This window comes from Burkholderia sp. HMSC10F09 (assembly GCF_001806955.1).
GTDB lineage: Bacteria > Pseudomonadota > Gammaproteobacteria > Burkholderiales > Burkholderiaceae > Burkholderia > Burkholderia multivorans.
This window is the reverse complement of record NZ_KV786853.1, coordinates 1-20953: the sequence shown is the minus strand read 5'-3', so window position 1 is coordinate 20953 and position 20953 is coordinate 1. Positions and strand designations below refer to the sequence as shown.

Here is a 20953-nt window from a genome sequence, read left to right as displayed (position 1 = left end):
GGTTCGCGCGGCTCGAAGCTCGGCGATCTCGGCCCGTACGGCAAGCAGGTCGTGCAGTTCTACACGCAGACGAAGACCGTTACCGCACGCTGGTTCGACGACGACACGACGGCCGGCCCCGTCAACACGACGATCCGGCTGCACTGAGCGCGCACACGCGACGAAACGATGGACGGGCGCCGTGGCGCGAGCGGCGGCGCCCGACGATGGGAGACAAACGATGAAGATCGGTTTTATCGGCCTCGGCCACATGGGCGCGCCGATGGCGCTGAACCTGCTGAAGGCCGGCCACGACGTGCGCGCGTTCGACCTGAGCGCCGATGCGCTGCGCGCGCTGCAGGACGCCGGCGCGCAAGTGGCGACGTCGCCGCGCGACGCGGCCGGCGGCGCCGCATTCGTGATCACGATGCTGCCCGCCGCGCCGCACGTCCGTTCGGTGCTGACCGGCGAGCACGGCGTGCTCGCAGGCCTCGAGTCCGGCGCGACCGTGATCGATTCGAGCACGATCGATCCGGCGAGTGCGCAGGCGTTCGGCGCGCTGGTGCGCGAGCACGGCGGCGCGTTCGTCGATGCGCCGGTGTCGGGCGGCACGGGCGGCGCGGCGGCCGGCACGCTGACGTTCATGGTCGGCGGCAGCGACGCCGATTTCGAGCGCGTGAAGCCCGTGCTCGCGGGCATGGGCAAGAACATCGTGCATTGCGGCGCGACCGGCATGGGGCAGGTCGCGAAAGTCTGCAACAACCTCGTGCTCGGCATCTCGATGGCAGCCGTGTCGGAGGCGATGGCGCTCGGCGTCGCGCTCGGCATCGATCCGAAGGTGCTGGCCGGCATCATCAACACGTCGACCGGCCGCTGCTGGAGTTCCGACACGTACAACCCGTATCCGGGCGTGATCGAGACCGCGCCGTCGTCGCGCGGCTATACGGGCGGCTTCGGCACGGACCTGATGCTGAAGGATCTGGGCCTCGCGAACGATGCCGCGAAGCAGGCGCGTCAGCCCGTCTATCTCGGCGCGCTCGCGCAGCAGCTGTACCAGACGATGAGCAGCCGCGGCGACGGCCAGCTCGATTTCTCGGCGGTGATCCGCCTGTATCAACCGGCAACGAAGAAGGACGCGTGATGATCGAACTGGACTATGTCGACGACGGCGCGATCGCGTGCGCGACGCTGAAGCGTCCGCCCGCGAACGCGTTTACCGCCGACGGGCTGCGGCAACTGCAGGCGTACGTCGCCGAGCTGAACGCGAATGCACGCGTGCGCGCACTCGTCGTCACCGGAGACGGCCCGAAATTCTTCAGCGCCGGCGCCGATCTCAACACGTTCGCCGACGGCGATCGCGCGGTCGCGCGCGAAATGGCCGCGCGCTTCGGCGCGGCGTTCGAGGCGCTGCACGATGCGCGCTTCGTGACGATCGCGGCGATCAACGGCTATGCGATGGGCGGCGGGCTGGAATGCGCGCTCGCGTGCGACCTGCGGATCGCCGAGACGCACGCGCAGATGGCGCTGCCGGAACCGTCGGTCGGGCTGCTGCCGTGCGGGCTCGGCACGCAGACGCTGCCCTGGCTCGTCGGCGAAGGCTGGGCGAAGAAGATCATCCTGGCCGGCACGCGCGTCGATGCACCGACCGCGCTGCGCATCGGCCTCGTCGAGGACGTGGTCGATACGGGCACGTCGCGCGACGCGGCGCTCGCGCTCGCACGCAACGTCGCGCGGCAGAGCCCGCATGCGGTCGCGTCGAGCAAGGAGCTGATCGGCCTCGCGCGCCGCGGCGTGCCGCGCAGCGCGGCGCTCGCGGTCGAACGCGAGCGTTTCGTCGATCTGTTCGAGACGAACGATCCGCGCGAAGGCGTGGCCGCGTTTCTCGGCAAGCGCGCGCCGCAATGGCAACCCGAAGGAGAGCAGTCACGATGAGCACGCCGGCCACGAACCAGGATGCCTTCACCGATCCCGCGCAGGACGTGCTGTTTCGCGTGGTGAACCGCGTCGCGTTGATCACGCTGAATCGTCCCTCCGCGCTGAACGCGCTGTCGTACGAGATGGTGCGCGCGCTTGCCGCATTATTCGAACGCTGCCGTAACGACGACCGGATCGTCGCGGTCGTGCTGCGCGGTGCCGGCGACAAGGGTTTCTGCGCGGGCGGCGACGTGCGGCAACTGCACCGCATGGTCGCGCAGCGTGAAACGTGGCTGCCGTTCTTCGTCGACGAATACCGGCTCGATCATGCGATCCATACGTTTCCGAAGCCGGTCGTCGCGCTGATGGACGGCGTGACGATGGGCGGCGGCATGGGGCTCGCGCAGGGCGCCGCGCTGCGCGTCGCGACCGAGCGCAGCAAGATCGCGATGCCGGAAACGCGCATCGGCCTCGTGCCGGATGTCGGCGCGACGCATTTTCTCGCGCGGATGCCCGTCGAACTCGAGCTGTACGTCGGCCTCACCGGTGCGACGCTGTCGGGCGCCGATGCGCTGAGCGCGAAGCTCGCCGACCTCTGCGTGCCGTCGTCGTGGCTCGACACGTTCGAGACGCGCATCGAGCGCGTCAACTGGGACGGCGATGCGCTGCCCGCGCTGCGCAAGGTGTTCGAGCCGCCGTGCAACGTCGTCCCGCACGCGGCGCTCGACACGCAACTGCCGTGGATCGTCCGGCACTTCGACAAGCGTTCGCCGGTCGAGCGGATCGTCGCGACGCTGAAGCAGGACCTCGCGCGCGACGAGCTGCCGCGCGAACAGCGTCAGTGGCTGCAGTCGACGCTCGACGCGCTGACGGGCCATTCGCCGACGATGCTTGCCGTCACGCGCGAAGCGCTGCTGCGGGGCCGGCAGATGACGCTCGCGGAGTCGTTCCGGATGGAGCTCGGCATCGTCGCGCGCGCGATCGAGGAAGGCGACTTCTGCGAAGGCGTGCGAGCGCATCTGCTCGACAAGGATCGCAAGCCGCGCTGGGCGCCCGCGACGCTCGTCGAGCTGCGTGCCGAACGCGTGCGGCATTTCCTGACATCGCCGTGGAAGCTGTTCGCGCATCCGCTCGCCGATCTCGGGGCCGCGTGATCGCGCGCGCCCGACGTGCCGCGTCGCGCGTCGGGCTTCTTCTTCGTCATGCGTTCGCCGGCGCGCGCTCGATCATCGGCGGCACGGCTTCCACCAGCGCATCGATCACGCAGCGCGTCTTGCGCGGCAGGTAGCGCGTTTTCGGCCAGATCGCGTGAATGTCGCCTTCGCAGACGAAGCAGCGGTCGAGCACCACCACCATCTCGCCGCGCTTCACGTATTGATCGAGCAGCCAGCTCGGCAGCCATGCGATCCCGAAGCCCGATGCGCCGGCCGCGGCGATCGCCTGCACGTCGTCGAAGCTGAGCTGGTGCGGCATGTCGATGTAGACCGTGGAGCCGTCCGGCGCACGCAGGTACCAGGGCTGAACGACGCCCGAGCGCGAATACGCGACCGTTCGATGGTTTTTCAGATCGTCGAGCGACTGCGGCATCCCGTAGCGCGCGAGATACGACGGCGCCGCGCCGAGGCTGCCGTATTGCGTGCCGAGCCGCCGCACCGCGAGGCTCGTGCTGTCCTCGAGCGGGCCGATCCGCACTGCGAGATCGATCCCTTCCTCGATCAGGTCGACGAAACGATCGGTGATCGACACGTCGATCCGCAGATGCGGATAGGTGCGCGCGAGATCCAGCACGATCGGCGTCACGCAATGATGGCCGAACGCGAGCGGCACGCTGAGCCGCAGTTTGCCGCGCGGCTCGTTGCGGCCGCAGTCGAGATCGGCTTCCGCCGCCTCCAGTTCTGCCAGCGCGCGCACGCAGCGGTCGTAGTACGCCTGGCCGTCGTCGGTCAGGCTCTGGCTGCGCGTCGTGCGCTGCAGTAGCCGCGCGCCGAGCCGCTTCTCGAGCCGCGCGATCGCCTTGCCGACCGCCGAGCGCGTCATGCCGAGCCGCTCCGCGGCAAGCGCGAAGCTGCCCGATTCCACGACCTGCACGAAGGTCGTCACGCCGTCGAGTTTGTCCGTCATGGGATTTGTGCGGGATTGCGTCCTGGTGTTCCGCAGTTCGGGGAAATGGACGCGTCAATGGGGATCGAAATTCTCACTATAGTACCGATTCCCGTCCAGCGTGCGGCGCCGGCGCGCACGCGGCGAATCCTTCTGACCTGGAGGCGCACGACTCGGCGACGGGCCGCGCGCAATACGCATGACGCTATCCGAATCCCGCAGGAATGCGGTCGCGCTGGCGGCCGTCTGTCTCACATCGCTGATGTTCGGCCTCGAAATCTCGAGCGTGCCGGTGATCCTGCCGACGCTCGAACATGTGCTGCATGGCGACTTCAACGGCATGCAGTGGATCATGAACGCGTACACGATCGCGTGTACGACCGTGCTGATGGCCGCCGGTACGCTCGCTGACCGCTTCGGCCGCAAGCGCGTGTACGTGATCGGCACCGCGCTGTTCGGCGCGACGTCGCTGCTGTGCGGGCTTGCGCCGAACGTGCCGGTGCTCGTCGCAGGCCGGCTGCTGCAGGGCGCGAGCGGCGGCGCGATGCTGATCTGCCAGATTGCCGTGCTGTCGCACCAGTTTCGCGAAGGACACGAGCGCGGCCGCGCATTCGGCATCTGGGGGATCGTGTTCGGAATCGGCCTCGGCTTCGGGCCGATCGTCGGCGGCGCGATCGTCGCGGTCGCGAGCTGGCCGTGGGTGTTTCTCGTGCATGCGCCGCTTGCCGCCGTCGCACTCGCGCTGATCGGCGGAACCGTGCAGGAGTCGCGCGACCCGCATGCGGGCACGCTCGACGTCGCGGGCATCGTCACGCTGTCGCTCGCGGTGCTCGGCCTCGCGTTCTATATCACGCAGAGCGCGGCGCTCGGGCTCGCGAGCGCGGCCGGCCTCGGCGTGCTCGGTGCGACCGTGCTCGCAGCCGGCGCGTTCGTCGTCGCGGAGCGCAGAAGTGCGCGGCCGATGTTCGACTTCTCGGTATTCCGCATTCGTGCGTTCACCGGCGCGATCTTCGGCTCGATGGGGATGAACTTCAGCTTCTGGCCGTTCATGATCTATCTGCCGATCTGGTTTCAGGTCGCGCTCGGTTACGACAGCGTGACGGCCGGCCTCGCGCTGCTCGCCTATACGCTGCCGACGCTCGTCGCGCCGCCGTTCGGCGAGCGGCTCGCGTTGCGCTACGGGCCGGGCGTCGTGATTCCGGGCGGCCTCTTCACGATCGCGGCCGGGTTTGCGCTGATGCGGATCGGCAGCGCGGCCGAACACGCAAGCTGGCTCACGATGCTGCCCGGCTGCGTGATCGCCGGCATCGGGCTCGGGCTCGCCAACACGCCGGTCACGAACACGACGACCGGTGCGGTGCCGAGCGCACGGGCCGGGATGGCGTCGGGTATCGACATGAGCGCGCGGATGATTTCGCTCGCGTTGAACATCGCGATGATGGGCTTCGTGCTCGTGGCGGGAATCGTCGCGAGCCTGAAGGGCGGTGTTGCAGCGGCGATCGGCGATGCATCGCTACGCGCGCTTGCGCAGGAAATCGCCGCGGGGCGCACGGAAGATTTGCATGCGATTGCGCCGGCACTCGCGCAGGCCGACCCGACCGGCGCGGCGCTGCATGCGGCGCTCGTGCACGGGTTCGGCTGGGTGATGGTGTACGGCACGGTGGGCGTGGCCGTGCTGGCGACGGCGAGTGCCATCGCGTTCGCGCCGGCGCGACGCAGCGCGGCGGTGTGCGAGTGAGCGCGCGAGCGGTGGGATGTGCTGCCGCGTGGCCCGCATTGTGTGCGGCCTTCGATGCTGGTTATGCGCGGCGCGTGCGCGTTTGTGTTTGCGTTTGCGATTACGTTTGTGCTTGCGCGTCGATCCTGCGCTGCGTGTCCGCATCGACGATCGCGCGGATCGCGCTGAACAGCGGTGCCGCATCCGTATAGCGCCGGCCGTAGTCGAGATTGAACGCGTAGTCGAAGTCGGGCGGGTTGGCGCCCTGCGTGTGCTGCAGAATCGTCTCGAGCTTGTCGAGCGCCTTCGCGGCGCGCGCTTCGGGCGACGCGGCCGCGTCGTATTCGTCCCACAGTGCGAAGAGCTCGTTACGCAGCACGGGATCGAGTGCGGCCGTCAACGTGAGCAGGTCGTCGCGTTCGTGCATGTTCTTGTCCGGATGCGCGGCTTGCTCGGGCGCCGGTATGTCGCCGTGCAGCGCCTCGCCGAGATCGTGGACGACGCACAGCTTGAGCAGCTTCAGCGTGTCGATGCCGGGCAGTGCGTCGGCGAACACGAGCGCCATCAGGCACAGCCGCCAGCTGTGCTCGGCGGTGCTTTCGCGGCGACCGGACGACGTGCGGCCGCTGCGCAGCACGTCCTTCAGGCGTTCGGCTTCGCGCAGGAAATCGAGCCGTGCGCGGATCGTGTCGGGGTTCATGGTTCTGGTTGGTGTGCAGGGGCGTCCAGCGTACGTTGCGCGCGCGCGGGATGTCCACGCATGAAATATGCGTGGACATCGGATGCGATGGACGCGGTTGTCGCTTTGACTGGCAAGCAAGCCGCCGGCGGCTGCTACAGCGTTTCGACGAGCCGTGCCGCCGCCCCGCCCGACAGCATGATCCGCGTCCAGCGGCATCGGCTGCGATGGATCGGCACGACGCGCGACGCGTTCGTGCCGGTGTCGAATTCGACGCTAGGCGGTCCTGCGCAATCGTGCCAGCCGAGTGTGTCCAGTGCGGTTTCCATCCGGACGATCTCTTCTGTCGCATAGCGCCACAGCGACGTGCCGAGCAGCATCGACAGCGGCTGCGAGAACTCGGCTGCGCGAGACGGCGAGCATGCGAGCAGCCGGTGCGTCAGATCGCAGACGAGATGCATGCGGCCCGCGCTCCCTGCGACCAGCCGCGCGAGCGCATGGTCGCCTGCGGAGTCGAGGCGCGCGGCGAGCAGGCGTTCGGCCGTCGCGCGCTCGTCGGGCGACATCTGCTGGACACCGGCTTCCCAGCGCGAGATCGTCGATTGCGCGACGCCGAACAGCTCGGCGGCATGGCTTTGCTTGACGCGATGCAGCAGGCGCCAGCGTTTCAGCTGTGGGCCCAGCGGCGGCGTATGAAGCGGCGAGTCGGGCATGTCGGTGCTCCGTCGGTACAGTCGTTGCGTTCAACGCGGCGCGGTGCGCGTTGGCGTCGCGTTAGATCACGGGACGTGCTTTTCGATTTCATCGCGATTCGGACAAACGGCGCTAGCACGTTGCCGCCGAGGGCGACAGGGCGGGCGTCGCGCATTGGCGTGCGATCGAGGGCGGCTGCCGTTATCGGTGCGCGCGGTGCGGCGGCCGGTGGACGTCACATGCACGCGGAGCCGTCATTCTCGGGCGATCGCATTCGAACCGTCGAATACGACCGCACCTTTGTGCGAAGCGCCGCACGTGGGCCGACCATTTCGGCACGCTTTCAACCCGCCGCGTCATATCTTATTATTCGACGCGGTGCGATGCATGCCGAGAACGACACGCGCCGCTGCCGCGCGACAGGCAGCCACCGCTTGCGGCGCTGCGGCACGCGCAGCGCAGTGCGTGCTAGACACACAACACGAAACGCATGATGGCCGCGTTTCTCAAAAAAGGACATTCGAGGGCACGATGGTACGACTGGTCTTGCTACTGCTGGGCATCGAGTATCTGCGTACGCGCTGGCGCGGGCTGACGGTGCTGGGCTGGCTATGGGTGGTCGCCGGCGTCGGCATCTTCGTCGACGCGCTCGATGGCGCATTGCACTTTCCGATCGAATTCTTCGCGTGGCTGTTCCTGATCGAAGGGCTCGCGACGCTCGCCGTTGCGGGCAGCGGCGTCGGCGGACAGCGCATCCTGCGCTACGTGAAGGGCATTGCGGCCGTGACGGCCGCGACGCTCGTGTTCGCCGGGCATCACCATGGGCACTTCCTGCTGTCGATGATCTTCGGCACGCTGTTTCTCGTCGACGGGCTGCTGCAATGCACGGCCGCGTGGATGGTGCGCTACCGGCGCTGGCATGTCGCGTTCGCATGGGGGGCCGTCGAGATCCTGCTTGCTGTCTTCTTCTATCAGCCGTACCCGACGCACTACGTCGGTACCGTTCCGTACTGTCTCGGGCTGCTGCTGATGTTCGGCGGCATGCACCTGCTGAGCCTCGCCGCGCGCGTGCGGCGGCTGACGCGCAATCCGGCGTTCGCGACGTCGCCCGCGCCGTCGGTCGCCCCCGATCTCGACGACACGCGCGCGGTGCCGTCGTTCACGCAGACCGAATGGGACGGCCCGCCTGCCGACGACGAGCGCGCGCTGACCGTGCATGTGTGGACGCCGACCGGTTCGTCGAAGGCGGAGGCGCATCGCTATCCGGTGATCGACCGCTACATCGCGGCGGTCGACGTCAACGGCGTGATCTCGACCGGGCACGCCGCGCTCGAATCGCCGGAGGGCATCTACATCAGCCTGTATCCCGCAGTCGAAATCGACCGCTCGCCGGACGAGTTCACGCGCATCCTGCGCGCCACGCGCGAGAACGACGTGCCGGGGCTGTTCCAGCCCGACTATGCGACCGAGTCGAAAGCGTGGTGTCCGTCGACCGTGCGCGTGCGCATCCGCAACTACGATCCGGCAAAACTCGCGGCGTTCTGGTCGACGTATCGGCAGAACACGACGTACAACCTGACGCACCGGAACTGCTCGAGCAGCGTGTCGAACGCGCTCGAAGCGGCGCTCGACGGCGCGGTGTGGCGGCTGAAGGGCGCGCGCGCCGGCTGGGGCGCATTCGTGCGCTTGCTGCTGACGCCCGAGCTGTGGGTTGCCGCACAAATCCGCAAACGCGCGGTGACGATGGCGTGGACGCCGGGCCTCACGCTCGACTACGCGCGTGCGCTCAGCGTGCTCGCCGATCCGCGGCCGTTCGCATGGTGGAAGGTCGCGCGCTCGGCCGTGACGGCGATCATCGCGCTGCGCCGCGGGTGGCGCGAGCAGGACAGCGAGGCGCTCGCGGGTGGCGGGTCGCGTACGGCTTCGGTGAAGTGAGCAGCCGCGGCTATGCGAGCAGCGTCAATGCATCCCGCAACGACAGCACGTTCGTGCGCGATTCGAATGCGGTCGCGAACAGATGTTCGTGGACGACGGGGTCCGGGTCGTAGCAGCAGTCCTTGACCGTGTACAGCCGGAAGTCCGCGTCGCTCGCATACGCGACCGAGGACAGCACGACGCCGGTCGACGCAATGCCGACCATGATCAGCGTGTCGATGTTTCGCGCGACAAGTCGTGCTTCGAGATCGGTGCCGAAAAAGACGCTCGCGCGCTGCGCGCCGATCACCGGTTCGTCGTCGCGCGGCCCGAGTTCCGGCGACGTGCGGTCGCCGACGAACAACCCGAGTCGCTTGATGCCCCGACCGTTCTTGTTCAGCGGACTGACTTCCGGATAGCCGGGGCTGAAGTCCAGATTCGCGAAATAGACGCGGACGCCTTTCGCACGCGCGGCGTCGCAGAGCGCGCGCGTATTCGCGAGCAGCATGGGCGCGACGGACGGGAACAGCCCGAGGATGTCGGTCTGGTAATGCATGACGAGCAGCGCGGTGCGTGCGGGGGTGAGGGCGGCGGGCGTGCTGTCGTCGGAAGGAGCGGCGAATCGGGCGGCGGGTGCGCGGTGCAGGGTCATATGCGATGGTCCGGTCGTCGTTCAGGCGTGTCGGGAGATGGAGCACTTCGAAAACTCGCGCAGTCGGCCGCGCGTGAGCGGCGGCGGACTACGGGAATATAAATCGTCCAGCGTCGCGCCGGGTACTCGACACGTGCCGATTCCCTCATCCTCGATCAGGGGGGGCGTTGCCGGCCGCCGTGGTGGGCTTTGCAGCGCGATTCGGTCTACGCACTCATTTTTCCGCGTGCTGTTAAAGAAACAGTCGGAAGCGACCGTAAACGCCGTGATGAGAAAGAATCCGATTGTCTGCGGACTCGTCTTCGCGCTGACGCGCACCCGCCCACCGCATCAAAAAATCGACCGCCCCGGATACGTCGTCAACCACTCCAACGCCAACGTCCTTGCGCTACGAATATATCAACTCGCAACGTGATTCCATCGGTACCGACGGACGGGCGAGTGCCGTGCTGCCTTCGGCGACCGAGTTCGGCCAAAAGCGGTCGTGGACCAACAACAGCAACAAGCCATCCGGTAGGCAGGTCGAGTTCCGACAACGGACACGCACGTTTTCATGGCGATCCATTCTTCCCATCTGGCCGGTGTTTGTTACGACCGACCCCTCAATTTCCTGAAGATGAGCGGCATTGCGTCAGCATCCAGTCCGTCCATGTCAACCAGTCGCAGGGACTTCACCATGTCCAGCGTCGAACGCTTGTACTTCTTGAAATGCGGCGACTGGATATGTGCGTCGTACGCATCGTGGCTCGCATAAATTTCCACAATCTTGATGTGCGTCGGGCTATCCTTTTGAGCCATCGGAAAAATGCACACTACCCCCGGCTCGACGCGCATCGACGCCTCAGCCTCCTCGTTCAAGATGCGCCGATATGCTTCGAGATGCTGATTGAATATCTCGATTTCGGAGATACGGACTAACATTTTTGGCTCCTGCGCATGGACGTTACCGTGTTGCCCCAACGGGAGTACCCAACACATCACAACGAGCGCGAAGAGGATAAGGCGTCGGCGCTCGATGAACGGGTCCTTCATATCTATTTTCGCATTCGATATTCGTCCAGCGGCGGTACGTTCAACGGCGGCGGCGAGTTCGCAAGCTACCGCCATCGAACGTACCGCCGCTCGCGACATTCAGTTCCGCGGCACTGAAATCGTCGGCGGATGTTCCGGAAGCGGTGGCACGATGCCATCCACCGGATGGGGGACATACGGCGCTTCGAGCGCGGCGATTTCGTCCTGCGTCAGCGAGAAGTCGAGCGCGGCGATGGCGGTTGCCAGATGCTCGGGCTTCGTTGCCCCGATGATCGGCGCGGTGATCGCCGGCTTGGTCAACAGCCACGCCAGTGCGACGTGCGCGCGCGGCACATGGTGCGCCTCGGCGATACGCGCGACGACGTCAACCACCTTCCGGTCCTGGATTTCAGCGTTCCGATACATTTGCAGCGCAAAGGCATCGTTCTGCGTGCGGCGCGTGGTTTCGCTCCAGTCGCGCGTCAGCCTGCCGCGCGCCATCGGGCTCCACGGAATGACCCCGACGCCCTGGTCGGCGCAAAGAGGCAACATTTCGCGTTCCTCCTCCCGATAGAGCAGGTTGTACTGCGGTTGCATGGAGATGAAGCGTGTCCAGCCGTTGCGTTCCGCGACGTGCTGCATTTTCGCGAAGCGCCATGCCTCCATCGACGATGCGCCGATGTAGCGGGCTTTGCCTGACTTCACTATGTCGTGCAGCGCCTCCATCGTTTCCTCCACAGGCGTGCCGTGGTCGAAACGGTGGATCTGGTAGAGGTCGACGTAGTCCATGCCGAGGCGGGTCAGACTGTCGTCGATCGACTGAAGCAGCGCTTTCCGCGAGAGAAACCCGGTATTGGGTGAATTGCGCCACGGAAAGAACGCCTTGGTGGCGACAACGACCTCTTCGCGCCGGGCCATGTCGTTGAGCGCTCGGCCCGTGATCTCCTCGGAGCTTCCGCCCGAATAGATATTGGCAGTGTCGAAGAAGTTGATGCCCGCCTCGAGCGCTTGCCGAAAAAACGGGCGGGAGGCCGCTTCATCGAGGGACCAAGGCTGGGGCAGGCGGGCGGGCTCCCCGTAGCTCATGCATCCCAGGCAAAGACGAGATACTTTCAGGCCCGTTCGGCCCAGATTGACATATTCCATGTTCACCTTCGAAGATCTATGTTCACATCACGCCGATAGGCAGCCTGCGGCAGGCCCGTGGTTGACGATCTGTCCGGTGTCACCGCTACACGACAACCACGGACCGACACCGCGATAGACGCTGCCGAAGCAGTCAAGCGTCGCGCGACGCGAAAAGGGACTCCCAGCCGACGAACGGGCCGAGCGGAATGATCTCCCAGTCGATCAGGCCGACCTTGGCCAGCGGAAACTCGGCGAGCGCCTGTCTCGCGGCATCGACCGAATCGCTTTCGGCAATGATGGCGACGCCCGGGCGGTCCTGACGGAACGAGATTTCCCGCACGAAGCCCGTTTTATACAGATGCCACGCATGGCGCACTTCTTCGAGAAGATGGGGCTGATAGGCGTCCGGGCTGGCCCCCGGCAGCGGGACGTCGAGACAAAGCAATTTCATCGTGCGGCTCCTGACATGAACTGGCTGGTCACGTGAGCGACGCGCTCGCCCAGATACGCAGCGGTATCGATATCGCTCTCGATGGGGGTGATGTCCGGTGATGCATCATCCGATTGCGCCATCGCGCCTAGCCATCCGCCGACACGATTCTTCTCCTGCGGCGACTTGCCCGGGAAAATATCGAGGCCGACCCAGATCATCCCGTGCTGGGCGGCAAACAGCGCCATCGTGACGAGGGAATTCAGCTTGTCGCCGTGCATGGCGCCCGAATTCGTGAAGCCTGCGGCAATCTTGTTCCGCCACGACTGCGGGATCCACGCGGGCCGCGTCGAGTCCTCCATCACCTTTTTGAGCCTCGCGCTGACGGTGCCGTTGTAGGTCGGCGAACCGAAGATGATCGCGTCGCTCGCGGCGAGTTTTTCCCAGGGCGTATCGCCATCTGCAACGGCGATCAACTGCGCTTCGGCACCCGGCACGCGACGAACGCCGTCTGCAACGGCTTGGGCCTGTTTCGCGGTGTGGCCATAGCCACTGTCATAGAGGATCGTGATGAGCATTGAAGACTCGCAAGCTTCGGAAGGAGGGGCGATGTCCACCATTGTCACCAGCGTTATTCATTACGAGAAGTTCTGGCAGGGTTGAACCACCCTCAACTGCAAGTTTAGAATCCGGCTGCGCGACGACAGATCGGCGCGATGTCGGTCATGGAGGAAATGTGGATTCTTCGCAGCGTGTTCGAGCCATCATTTCTCTCGTCCAGGCTGTGGATGCGGGAAGTTTTGCGGCAGCGGCCCGACAATTGGGCGTGACGTCGGCTGCCGTGAGCAAGAACGTGGCGGGCCTCGAAAAGGCATTGGGTGTGCGGCTGATGAACCGGACGACCCGCACACTCAAACTCACCGAGGAAGGGGAGGCTTTTTTGCGCCACGCGCGCATCGCACTTGAAACACTGGATGCCGCGATCGATACGGTTTCCGCCCGGCGGGCCGAGCCGGCCGGGCGCGTGCGGATTTCGACGAGTGCCGCCTTCGGGCATAACCACGTGCTTCCGGCGCTGCCCGCGCTGCTCGCTCGCTACCCGGCGCTGTCGGTCGAGGTCGATTTCGACGATCGGGTCATCGATATTGTCCGGGACGGCTACGACATTGCGGTGAGAGGCGGCAACATCCCGGATTCCGCGCTCGTGACTCGCCCCATTTGTCGCTTGAATACGGTACTGGTAGCGTCTCCCGACTATCTGGCGAACCATGGCGTGCCCGAAACGCCGGATGCATTGCACGCGCACCGGCTCATTGCACGGCGATTCCTGAGCGGCCAGGTCGCGCCATGGAACTTCACGGGCGACGACAAAAGCATCACGACGATCGACCCCTCCGGCAAGGCAATGCTGACACTATCCGCACCGGAATCGCTGGTGCAGGCGGCGTGCGATAGCGTTGGCATCGCGGAGGTCGGGGTGCATCTTGCGTGGGATCGGTTGCGTTCCGGTGCGCTGAAGGTCATTCTCCACAGGTTTCACCATCCCGGAAGCTATGAGATGGTGATGCAGTATCCACACCGGGCGCTTGTCGCGCCACGAGTGCAAGTCACCGTGAAACATCTGCTGGAAGCGCTAACGGCGGATAGCAAATTGCATGTGCCTACGGATGCCTTGGATATCTATAGCGTGTAGCAGCCAGCCATCGTTCAGTGTGACCTCGGCTTGCATTATTAAACGTGTGGTTCCGCGTGGAAACTGCGTGTGCAGCATCGCGACGACCGGAAGTATTCATCGAGCGACCGCTGAAGATCTACAAACCGACGGGGCACGTCCGATGCGGTGAAGGGCGGCTCCGGGTCGATTGCTGCCGATGGCAGAATTCCCCATTGAGCGCTCTGGCGCGCGCCGACAGGAATCTGCCGCCGTCGCGCCACATGAGGCATGCTTGACTTCGATGCTTCAAAAGATCGACCGCCCCGAATACGTCGTCAACCACTCCAACGCCAACGTCCCCGCCAACGAATTCCCGTTCGCATCGAGCCCCGGCGCCCACACGCAGACCGCCATCTCGCCGGGCAGCACCGCGACGATCCCGCCGCCGACGCCGCTCTTCGCCGGCAGCCCGACGCGATAGACGAAATCGCCGGCCGCATCGTACGTGCCGCACGTGAGCATCAGCGCCGACAGCCGTTTCGCCGAACTCGGATCGACGATCCGCTCGCCGGTCGCAGGCGCCACACCGCCGTTCGCCAGAAACAACGCGGCGCGCGCGAGTTCGACGCAGTTCATCGTAATCGCACACTGCCGGCAGTACGCTTCGACGACCGTTTCGGGCGGCATCTGCATGTTGCCGAAGCTCGCCATGAAATGCGCCATCGCACGATTGCGCTCCGCGTGCTGCAATTCCGACAGCGCGACGCGCGAATCGTAGTCGATATCGTTCGCGCCGATCAGCCGCCGCACGAATTCGACGAGCGCCGTCTCCGCCTTCACGAAGCGGCGGCACAGCACGTCGGTGACCACCAGCGCGCCCGCGTTGATGAACGGATTGCGCGGCTTCCCACGCTCGCTTTCGAGCTGCACGAGCGAGTTGAACGCGGTGCCGGACGGTTCGCGGCCGACGCGTTCCCACAGCGCGTCGCCGAGCAGCTGGAACGCGAGCGTGCACGCGAACAGCTTCGAGATGCTCTGGATCGAGAAGCGCTCCTGCGCGTCGCCGACCGTGCAGACGTTGCCGTCGAGCGTGACGACCGCCATCCCGAACTTGTCGGCGGGCACTTTCGCGAGTTCCGGAATGTAGTCGGCCACGCGGCCCTGGCCGATCCAGGGGGCGAGTTCGGTATGGATGCGTTCGAGAATCGGTTGGTAGTTCATCAGATCAGGCAAGGGCGGCGCGCCGCCCGGATTCCGGCGAGCCCGTATGGAACCGTTTCGGCGTCGATTCGTCAAGCAGGCCCGCGTCGCGCCGCCTGTCCCCGATTTTGCCGATCGCGTCACCGGCGGTCCGCAAGCGCAGTATCATGCGGTACGTTTCGGCCGCGGGCCGGCAGCGGGCGCCGTCCGCACCGCCGCGGTTTCCCCGTACGAATTCACCGTTAGCCATGTCTTTCCGCATCCTGCTCGTCGAAGACGACGTCCGCCTGTCCACGCTGATCGCCGGCTATCTGCGCAAGAACGACTATGAAGTCGACACTGTGCTGCACGGCGATGCCGCGGTGCCGGCGATCCTGTCCACGCGTCCGGATCTCGTCATTCTCGACGTGAACCTGCCCGGCAAGGACGGCTTCGAGATCTGCCGCGACGCGCGGCAGCACTACGACGGCGTCATCATCATGGTGACGGCGCGCGACGAGCCGTTCGACGAGCTGCTCGGCCTCGAGATCGGCGCCGACGATTACGTGCACAAGCCGGTCGAGCCGCGCATCCTGCTCGCGCGGATCAAGGCGCAATTGCGGCGCGCGCCCGCGCGCGTCGCGGAAGGCGCGCCGCAGCCGGAGCGCTACACGTTCGGCAAGTTTTCGATCGACCGCACCGACCGCAGCGTCGTGCTGCCCGACGGCAGCACGCCCGATCTGACCTCGGCGGAATTCGACCTGCTGTGGGTGCTGGTCTGCCGTGCGGGCGAAGTCGTCAGCCGCGACGACCTGATGCTGCAGCTGCGCGGCGTCGAATTCGACGGGCTCGACCGGACGATCGACGGCCGCATCTCGAAGCTGCGTCGCAAGCTGCGCGACGACGCGAGCAACCCGCAGCGGATCAAGACGATCCGCAGCAAGGGCTACCAGTTCAGCAAGCACGCATGGGAATGAGCTTGCGCGCGCTCGTCAAACCGCATCGGCGCGCGGCCGTCGCACGCGGTAGCGGCAGCGGGGCGCCGCGATGATCCGTACGCCTCGCTCGCACCCGAACGCGCCGCGGCTGTCGCCGCTGCGCTACGTCAAATGGCGCTGGCTGCATTTCCGCCGCGCGTGGACCGACACGCGCTCGGACCGCATCCCGAGCTGGTCGCGCCTCTACCTGCGGACCTATCTGCATCTGCTCGGCCTCGTGCTGCTGACCGCGCTCGTGCCGGCGCTCGCGTTGTGCATCGTGCTGTCGCCGGAAGTCGTGTGGCATTCGTTCGATGCGCTGCCGGGCGACATCTGGATCGTGCTCGCGTTCGTCTTCGTCGCGCCGGCGCTCGCCGCGTACCGATGGATGCGGCCGGTCTGGTCGGATCTCGTGATGGTGCGCGAGCGCGCGATCGACTTTACCGGCGGCCGTTTCAATACGCGCGCGCGCGAATCGCGCAGCGTGATCATCGGTCCGCTCGCACGCACGCTGAATGCGCTCGCGATGCGGATGGAGCGCCTGATCGCCGCGCAGCGCGATCTGACGAACGGCATCTCGCACGAACTGCGCACGCCGCTCGCGCGCGTGCGCTTCGCGCTCGAGATGCTGCGCGAGCCGGGCTCGGAAGCCGAATACCGCAGCGCACTCGACAGCATTGCGCAGGACGTGACCGAGCTCGACGAGCTGATCGACATGAGCCTCACGTATGCGCGCCTCGAATACAGTTCGCTGCAGTCGAATCTCGAGATGACGGCGCTGGTCGCGTGGTTCGAGCATCAGGTGAGCGATGCGCAGCTGCTGTATCCGGAGCGGACGATCGAATCGCGGATCGCGATCGCGTCCGATCTGCGCGTGAAGATGGACCGGCGGCTGATGTCGTACGCGATGCGCAATCTGCTGCGCAATGCGAGCAAGTACGCGGCGTCGCGGATCGTCGTCGGGATCGCGCTCCATCACGGCAATATCGTCGTGTTCGTCGAGGACGACGGCCCCGGCGTGCCGGAGCACGAACGCGAGCGGATCTTCGACGCGTTCGTGCGGCTCGACCGCCGTACGGGCGGCTACGGGCTCGGGCTCGCCATCTCGCGGCAGGTCCTGCACGCGCACAACGGGCGGATCGCCGTCGTCGATCCGCTCGAGCTCGGCGGCGCGCGGTTCGAGATCAGCTGGCCGATCTAGGCGCGCGCCGTCGTCAGTAGGTTCGGCCGAGCTGGAAGTACAGGTTGTGGCGGCCGCCCGGCGCAAGCGCGACACCGACGTAGAGCGGCCCGAACGACGTCGTCAGGCTCGTGAAGAACGAATAGCTCTGCTTCAGCGGCCCCGCACTGACCGGGCTGTCGAGCGACCACACGTTGCCGAGTTCCGCGCTCGCGCCGACGAACAGCGCCTTGACCGGCGACGCGTTGAACGTCATCAGCTGGTTCATGTACGTGACCTGCCCGTACACGAGCGCGTTGCCGTTCAGCTGATCGGCCGCATACGCGGCGAGATGCTGGAAGCCGCCGAGCGTGAAGTCGAGCAGGTTGACCGGGCTGACGCCGCCGAAGCTCTTGCCCGCTTCGATGCTCGCGTTCACGCTGTGCCGCCCGAACTGCTGCGCGACCATCGCCTTGCCGAACACTTCCGTGTACTGCTGCGCTTCGCTCGACACGAACGAGCGCTCGACGCGCAGTTCGCCGAAATAGCCTTTGCGCGGGAATTGCGGATCGTCGAGCTGATCGATCAGCAGCCGCGCCCGCGCGCTGAGCTGGCGGCCGTTCGTGCCGTCGAACAGGAACGCGGTCGGTTCGCCGTTCGGGCCGAAGTCCGCGGGCACGTTGTAGTCCGGCGACGCATGGCCGTGCGCGTACGCGAGGCCGATCCGGAAATCGCCGAGCCGGCGGATCGGTATCCCGAAGTCGATGCCCGCACGCTCGGTCTGCAGCCGATACTGCGTGAGCTTGATGTCGTCGAGATACACGTTTGCGAAGCGGCGCTGGTACTCGGCGTACGGCGCGACGTACAGGCCGGTGCTCGCGGACAGCGGCTGGCGCAGTTCGACGCGCGCCGACTGGCGATCGCTGCCGAGCGTCGTGTCGGCGCGGAATTCGAGGCCCGATTCGGTCAGCCACGGCCGCCGATAGCCCAGGTGCAGCCGGAATCCGCCCTCGTCGGTCGAGCTGCTCGACATCCCGAGCCCGAACAGCAGGAAGTTCGGCCCCCAGTACTTCTCCCGCGCATCGATCACGAGCCGGTTCTCGTCGCCTTCGCTGATCACCTGCTGCGTGACGCTTTCGAAGTTGCCGCTCGTCGTCAGCGCGAGCAGATCCTTGCTGACGGCCTGCGGATCGTAGAGATCGCCGGGCCGCACGTGCAGCGCATCGTTGACGACGCGTTTCGGCACGCCGCCGTTCGTGCGGATGTCGATGCTCGTGATCCGGATCGGCGGCGGCAGCGGCTGCGCGTGCGCGGTCTTGTACGCCGCGTACTGCTCGGGCGTCAGCGCGAATCGCTTCAGGCGCGGCAGCGCGGCGGTGGCGGCGGCCGCCCCGGCGGCGATCGCCTGGTTCGCGCTCTGGAAATCGGTGAATGCGATCGTGCCGAGATCGGGCGTGAGCAGCACGTCCTCCGCGTGCAGTTGCTTGCGCTGCGACGTCACGTTCTGCCGGATCAGGATACCGACCATCTGCTGCATCACGTCCGCAGGCGAGGCGAGCGCATCGAGCGGACGCAGCGGCGAGCCGATGTCGACGGCGATCACGACGTCCGCGCCCATGCGCCGCGCGGTGTCGACGGGCAGGTTGCTGACGAGCCCGCCGTCGACGAGCGCGCGCCCGTTGATCTCGGCCGGCGCGAACAGGCCCGGCATCGCCATGCTCGCGCGGATCGCGAGCGGCAGCGAACCGTGGTCGAGCACGACCATCTGGCCGGTCTGCAGGTCGGTCGCGACCGCACGATACGGGATCGGCAGCCGGTCGAACGGCTGGTTGGTCGGCACCGAGGCGGTCCAGTCCGCGAGCAGCGCCTGCAGCCGGTTGCCCTGCACGAGGCCGGCCGGCGCCTTCACGCCTTTGGCGCCGAAGCCGAGCGTGAGCCCGTTGATGTAATAGCGTTCGTCCTCGCGCCGGCTTTGCGGCAGGTCCGCACGCTCGGTCACGTCGAACGCGATGTCCGCGAGATCGATCTGCGACAGCCGTTTCTGCATGTCCTCCGCCGGCATCCCGCTCGCATACAGCCCGCCGACGACCGCCCCCATGCTCGTGCCGGCGATGCAGTCGATTGGAATCCGGTTGTCCTCGAGCACCTTCAGGACCCCGAGATGGGCATAGCCGCGCGCGCCGCCGCCGGATAGCGCGAGGCCGATCGACGGGCGGCCGCTCGGGCCGCCGTCGGCGACGCAGACGTGCGACGCCGCGCCGCCGGTCGGCCCGGAAGCGGTGGAAGCGGTGGAAGTGGCCGAAGTGGCCGAAGTGGAAGCGGGCGCGGAACCGGAAACCGAAACGGTCGCGGCGGTGCCCGCGGCGGGCAGCGGCTGCGCGGCGGCCGTAGCGCACCAGAGTGCGACGAGCATCGTGCAGAGGTGGCGCACCCCCGGCCGGCGGAAAGAGGCGGTCGCTGTCATTGTCATTGTGAAATACCTGACGGGAACGGGCGTCGGAGGCCTGCCGGGAGCAGGCAAGACCGAGAGATTAACGTGTTTTGCGCGCCCGGCGCGAGGGGCGGCCGGGTGTCGCACGCGCGCGGCCGCGCGTTTCCGGTCATTTCGTCGCGAAAAAATCATCAGAATTGCCTAAAGTATCGGAACGAATTGCCGCTAATGCCGGGAAGCGGCCGCGTGCGGGCCGGCCGCGCGCTCCCTTCGTCTACAAAGGCTCGATATGTCGACACCGCTGTTCGGAAAGTTGTTTGCGCAACCCGTTGCGATCGATCCGGGAACGGCGAGCACGCGAATCTATACGCACGATCGCGGCGTCGTGCTGAATCAGCCGTCGGTCGTCTGCTTCCGCAAGGCGGGCGGCGCCGCGTCGCGCTCGACGCTCGCGGCGGTCGGCGAGCTCGCGAAAGCGCTGCTCGGCCGCGAACCGGCGCATATCGAGGCCGTGCGGCCGATGCAGCACGGCGTGATCGCCGATGCGCACGCGGCCGGGCAGATGATTCGCCGGTTCATCGACATGTCGGACACGCGCTCGCGGTTCGGCCGCCGCATCGAGGTGACGCTCTGCGTGCCGTCCGATGCGACGGCGGTCGAGCGCCGCGCGCTGCGCGAGGCGGCGTTCGCGGCCGGCGTGTCGGAAGTCGCGCTGATCGACGAGGCGCTCGCGGCGGCGCTCGGCGCGGGGCTGCCGGTCACCGAGCCGGTCGGCTCGATGGTCGTCGACATCGGCGGCGGCACGACCGAAGTCGCGGTGATCTCGCTCGGCGGGATCGTCTATCGGGAGGCGATCCGCGTCGGCGGCGACCAGTTCGACGAAGCGATCGTCAACCACGTGCGCAGTCTGCACGGCGTGCTGCTCGGCGAGCAGACGGCCGAACACGTGAAGAAGACCATCGGCTCCGCGACGCGCGCGGTGCCGCGCCGGACCGCGCCGGCGGTCGGCCGCGGCGTCGAGGACGGCCTCCCGCGCGCGATCGAGCTGTCGAACCACGACGTCGCGGACGCACTCGCGGCGCCGCTCAAGCAGGTGATCGGCACGGTGAAGTCGGTGCTCGAGAACGCGCCGGCCGAACTCGTGACCGACATCGCGCATCGCGGCATCGTGCTGACGGGCGGCGGCGCGCTGCTGGCCGATCTCGAGCGGTTGCTGCGCGACGAGACGGGGCTGGACGCGCGCATCGCCGAGGATCCCGCTACCTGCGCCGTGCGCGGCGCGGGCGAGGCGAGAGGGCGGCTCGCGGTGCGCGCGCTCGGCTGACGGCCGCACGCG

The 20953-nt window shown here is 66.8% G+C and carries 21 protein-coding genes; 10 read left to right on the top strand and 11 right to left on the bottom strand.

Annotation, left to right across the window (positions count from 1 at the left end; translation table 11 throughout):
• The first annotated feature begins 220 nt into the window (after positions 1-220).
• The 3 genes from mmsB to HMPREF3115_RS22870 are packed head-to-tail and all read left to right on the top strand — an operon-like array spanning position 221 to position 3047.
• Positions 221-1120 carry a 3-hydroxyisobutyrate dehydrogenase gene (mmsB, locus tag HMPREF3115_RS22880; protein WP_012216540.1) on the top strand — a complete coding sequence of 300 codons (900 nt, stop codon included), beginning with the start codon at positions 221-223 and terminating at the stop codon, positions 1118-1120.
• Positions 1120-1911: an enoyl-CoA hydratase gene (locus tag HMPREF3115_RS22875; RefSeq protein ID WP_035947285.1), complete on the top strand. Its 792-nt coding sequence runs from the start codon at positions 1120-1122 to the stop codon at positions 1909-1911. Before mmsB ends, HMPREF3115_RS22875 begins: the two co-directional genes overlap by 1 nt.
• Positions 1908-3047, top strand: coding sequence for an enoyl-CoA hydratase/isomerase family protein (locus HMPREF3115_RS22870; protein ID WP_070556201.1), 1140 nt, complete (start codon positions 1908-1910; stop codon positions 3045-3047). The genes HMPREF3115_RS22875 and HMPREF3115_RS22870 overlap by 4 nt, the downstream gene beginning before the upstream one ends.
• Positions 3048-3093: 46 nt before the next feature.
• On the opposite strand, the gene HMPREF3115_RS22865 is transcribed toward HMPREF3115_RS22870, so the two are convergent.
• A complete protein-coding gene (locus HMPREF3115_RS22865; protein ID WP_006406123.1) occupies positions 3094-4014 on the bottom strand; it encodes a LysR family transcriptional regulator in 921 nt (306 codons plus the stop codon).
• 178 nt (positions 4015-4192) lie between these two features.
• On the opposite strand from HMPREF3115_RS22865, the gene HMPREF3115_RS22860 reads away from it, so the two are divergent.
• On the top strand, positions 4193-5731 hold the full coding sequence (locus HMPREF3115_RS22860) for an MFS transporter (protein WP_059939899.1): 1539 nt from the start codon (positions 4193-4195) through the stop codon (positions 5729-5731).
• Between the two features lie 100 nt (positions 5732-5831).
• Here HMPREF3115_RS22860 and HMPREF3115_RS22855 read toward each other — a convergent pair whose 3' ends face one another.
• Positions 5832-6410, bottom strand: coding sequence for an HD domain-containing protein (locus HMPREF3115_RS22855; RefSeq protein ID WP_070556199.1), 579 nt, complete (start codon positions 6408-6410; stop codon positions 5832-5834).
• 134 nt (positions 6411-6544) lie between these two features.
• Positions 6545-7102, bottom strand: a complete 558-nt coding sequence (locus tag HMPREF3115_RS22850; RefSeq protein ID WP_070556197.1) for a helix-turn-helix domain-containing protein — start codon at positions 7100-7102, stop codon at positions 6545-6547.
• A 511-nt stretch (positions 7103-7613) separates the two neighbouring features.
• Here HMPREF3115_RS22850 and HMPREF3115_RS22845 point away from each other — a divergent pair.
• Positions 7614-9017, top strand: a complete 1404-nt coding sequence (locus HMPREF3115_RS22845; protein ID WP_070556195.1) for an HdeD family acid-resistance protein — start codon at positions 7614-7616, stop codon at positions 9015-9017.
• 10 nt (positions 9018-9027) lie between these two features.
• On the opposite strand, the gene HMPREF3115_RS22840 is transcribed toward HMPREF3115_RS22845, so the two are convergent.
• Positions 9028-9648, bottom strand: a complete 621-nt coding sequence (locus tag HMPREF3115_RS22840; RefSeq protein ID WP_070556193.1) for a cysteine hydrolase family protein — start codon at positions 9646-9648, stop codon at positions 9028-9030.
• 37 nt (positions 9649-9685) lie between these two features.
• Between HMPREF3115_RS22840 and HMPREF3115_RS31185 the strand changes: the two genes are divergently transcribed.
• A complete protein-coding gene (locus HMPREF3115_RS31185) occupies positions 9686-10063 on the top strand; it encodes a hypothetical protein (protein ID WP_141751717.1) in 378 nt (125 codons plus the stop codon).
• A 173-nt stretch (positions 10064-10236) separates the two neighbouring features.
• Here the strand turns inward: HMPREF3115_RS31185 and HMPREF3115_RS22835 are convergent, their stop codons facing one another.
• The 4 genes from HMPREF3115_RS22835 to HMPREF3115_RS22820 form a co-directional block, all read right to left on the bottom strand.
• A complete protein-coding gene (locus HMPREF3115_RS22835; RefSeq protein ID WP_223852633.1) occupies positions 10237-10680 on the bottom strand; it encodes a putative quinol monooxygenase in 444 nt (147 codons plus the stop codon).
• A gap of 99 nt (positions 10681-10779) precedes the next feature.
• Positions 10780-11805, bottom strand: a complete 1026-nt coding sequence (locus tag HMPREF3115_RS22830) for an aldo/keto reductase (protein WP_006406131.1) — start codon at positions 11803-11805, stop codon at positions 10780-10782.
• Positions 11806-11938: 133 nt separating this feature from the next.
• Entirely contained in the window at positions 11939-12238 is a 300-nt protein-coding gene (locus HMPREF3115_RS22825; protein ID WP_006498287.1) for a hypothetical protein, read from the bottom strand.
• Positions 12235-12795: a flavodoxin family protein gene (locus tag HMPREF3115_RS22820; protein ID WP_006485396.1), complete on the bottom strand. Its 561-nt coding sequence runs from the start codon at positions 12793-12795 to the stop codon at positions 12235-12237. The genes HMPREF3115_RS22825 and HMPREF3115_RS22820 overlap by 4 nt, the downstream gene beginning before the upstream one ends.
• A gap of 158 nt (positions 12796-12953) precedes the next feature.
• Here HMPREF3115_RS22820 and HMPREF3115_RS22815 point away from each other — a divergent pair, with 158 nt between their 5' ends.
• Positions 12954-13910, top strand: coding sequence for a LysR family transcriptional regulator (locus HMPREF3115_RS22815; RefSeq protein ID WP_006406134.1), 957 nt, complete (start codon positions 12954-12956; stop codon positions 13908-13910).
• 267 nt (positions 13911-14177) lie between these two features.
• Here the strand turns inward: HMPREF3115_RS22815 and HMPREF3115_RS22810 are convergent, their stop codons facing one another.
• Positions 14178-15092: a glutaminase gene (locus HMPREF3115_RS22810; RefSeq protein ID WP_053298296.1), complete on the bottom strand. Its 915-nt coding sequence runs from the start codon at positions 15090-15092 to the stop codon at positions 14178-14180.
• A gap of 4 nt (positions 15093-15096) precedes the next feature.
• A complete protein-coding gene (locus HMPREF3115_RS22805) occupies positions 15097-15321 on the bottom strand; it encodes a hypothetical protein (RefSeq protein ID WP_035489042.1) in 225 nt (74 codons plus the stop codon).
• Here HMPREF3115_RS22805 and HMPREF3115_RS22800 point away from each other — a divergent pair.
• Both HMPREF3115_RS22800 and HMPREF3115_RS22795 read left to right on the top strand, forming a co-directional pair.
• A complete protein-coding gene (locus tag HMPREF3115_RS22800) occupies positions 15320-16027 on the top strand; it encodes a response regulator (RefSeq protein WP_006396502.1) in 708 nt (235 codons plus the stop codon). The two genes, HMPREF3115_RS22805 and HMPREF3115_RS22800, sit on opposite strands and share 2 nt — an antisense overlap.
• A 70-nt stretch (positions 16028-16097) precedes the next feature.
• Entirely contained in the window at positions 16098-17228 is a 1131-nt protein-coding gene (locus HMPREF3115_RS22795; protein WP_006406137.1) for an ATP-binding protein, read from the top strand.
• A 13-nt stretch (positions 17229-17241) separates the two neighbouring features.
• On the opposite strand, the gene HMPREF3115_RS22790 is transcribed toward HMPREF3115_RS22795, so the two are convergent.
• Positions 17242-19650, bottom strand: coding sequence for a patatin-like phospholipase family protein (locus tag HMPREF3115_RS22790; RefSeq protein WP_070556191.1), 2409 nt, complete (start codon positions 19648-19650; stop codon positions 17242-17244).
• A gap of 256 nt (positions 19651-19906) precedes the next feature.
• On the opposite strand from HMPREF3115_RS22790, the gene HMPREF3115_RS22785 reads away from it, so the two are divergent.
• Positions 19907-20941, top strand: coding sequence for a rod shape-determining protein (locus tag HMPREF3115_RS22785; protein WP_006406139.1), 1035 nt, complete (start codon positions 19907-19909; stop codon positions 20939-20941).
• Positions 20942-20953: the final 12 nt, after the last annotated feature.

What these genes read in the sequence shown, in the direction of transcription:
- mmsB (WP_012216540.1), top strand. Translation starts at nt 221, where the DNA reads ATGAAGATCGGTTTTATCGGCCTCGGCCACATGGGCGCGCCGATGGCG.
- HMPREF3115_RS22875 (WP_035947285.1), top strand. Translation starts at nt 1,120, where the DNA reads ATGATCGAACTGGACTATGTCGACGACGGCGCGATCGCGTGCGCGACG.
- HMPREF3115_RS22870 (WP_070556201.1), top strand. Translation starts at nt 1,908, where the DNA reads ATGAGCACGCCGGCCACGAACCAGGATGCCTTCACCGATCCCGCGCAG.
- HMPREF3115_RS22865 (WP_006406123.1), bottom strand. Translation starts at nt 4,014, where the DNA reads ATGACGGACAAACTCGACGGCGTGACGACCTTCGTGCAGGTCGTGGAA.
- HMPREF3115_RS22860 (WP_059939899.1), top strand. Translation starts at nt 4,193, where the DNA reads ATGACGCTATCCGAATCCCGCAGGAATGCGGTCGCGCTGGCGGCCGTC.
- HMPREF3115_RS22855 (WP_070556199.1), bottom strand. Translation starts at nt 6,410, where the DNA reads ATGAACCCCGACACGATCCGCGCACGGCTCGATTTCCTGCGCGAAGCC.
- HMPREF3115_RS22850 (WP_070556197.1), bottom strand. Translation starts at nt 7,102, where the DNA reads ATGCCCGACTCGCCGCTTCATACGCCGCCGCTGGGCCCACAGCTGAAA.
- HMPREF3115_RS22845 (WP_070556195.1), top strand. Translation starts at nt 7,614, where the DNA reads ATGGTACGACTGGTCTTGCTACTGCTGGGCATCGAGTATCTGCGTACG.
- HMPREF3115_RS22840 (WP_070556193.1), bottom strand. Translation starts at nt 9,648, where the DNA reads ATGACCCTGCACCGCGCACCCGCCGCCCGATTCGCCGCTCCTTCCGAC.
- HMPREF3115_RS31185 (WP_141751717.1), top strand. Translation starts at nt 9,686, where the DNA reads ATGGAGCACTTCGAAAACTCGCGCAGTCGGCCGCGCGTGAGCGGCGGC.
- HMPREF3115_RS22835 (WP_223852633.1), bottom strand. Translation starts at nt 10,680, where the DNA reads ATGAAGGACCCGTTCATCGAGCGCCGACGCCTTATCCTCTTCGCGCTC.
- HMPREF3115_RS22830 (WP_006406131.1), bottom strand. Translation starts at nt 11,805, where the DNA reads ATGGAATATGTCAATCTGGGCCGAACGGGCCTGAAAGTATCTCGTCTT.
- HMPREF3115_RS22825 (WP_006498287.1), bottom strand. Translation starts at nt 12,238, where the DNA reads ATGAAATTGCTTTGTCTCGACGTCCCGCTGCCGGGGGCCAGCCCGGAC.
- HMPREF3115_RS22820 (WP_006485396.1), bottom strand. Translation starts at nt 12,795, where the DNA reads ATGCTCATCACGATCCTCTATGACAGTGGCTATGGCCACACCGCGAAA.
- HMPREF3115_RS22810 (WP_053298296.1), bottom strand. Translation starts at nt 15,092, where the DNA reads ATGAACTACCAACCGATTCTCGAACGCATCCATACCGAACTCGCCCCC.
- HMPREF3115_RS22800 (WP_006396502.1), top strand. Translation starts at nt 15,320, where the DNA reads ATGTCTTTCCGCATCCTGCTCGTCGAAGACGACGTCCGCCTGTCCACG.
- HMPREF3115_RS22805 (WP_035489042.1), bottom strand. Translation starts at nt 15,321, where the DNA reads ATGGCTAACGGTGAATTCGTACGGGGAAACCGCGGCGGTGCGGACGGC.
- HMPREF3115_RS22795 (WP_006406137.1), top strand. Translation starts at nt 16,098, where the DNA reads ATGATCCGTACGCCTCGCTCGCACCCGAACGCGCCGCGGCTGTCGCCG.
- HMPREF3115_RS22790 (WP_070556191.1), bottom strand. Translation starts at nt 19,650, where the DNA reads ATGACAGCGACCGCCTCTTTCCGCCGGCCGGGGGTGCGCCACCTCTGC.
- HMPREF3115_RS22785 (WP_006406139.1), top strand. Translation starts at nt 19,907, where the DNA reads ATGTCGACACCGCTGTTCGGAAAGTTGTTTGCGCAACCCGTTGCGATC.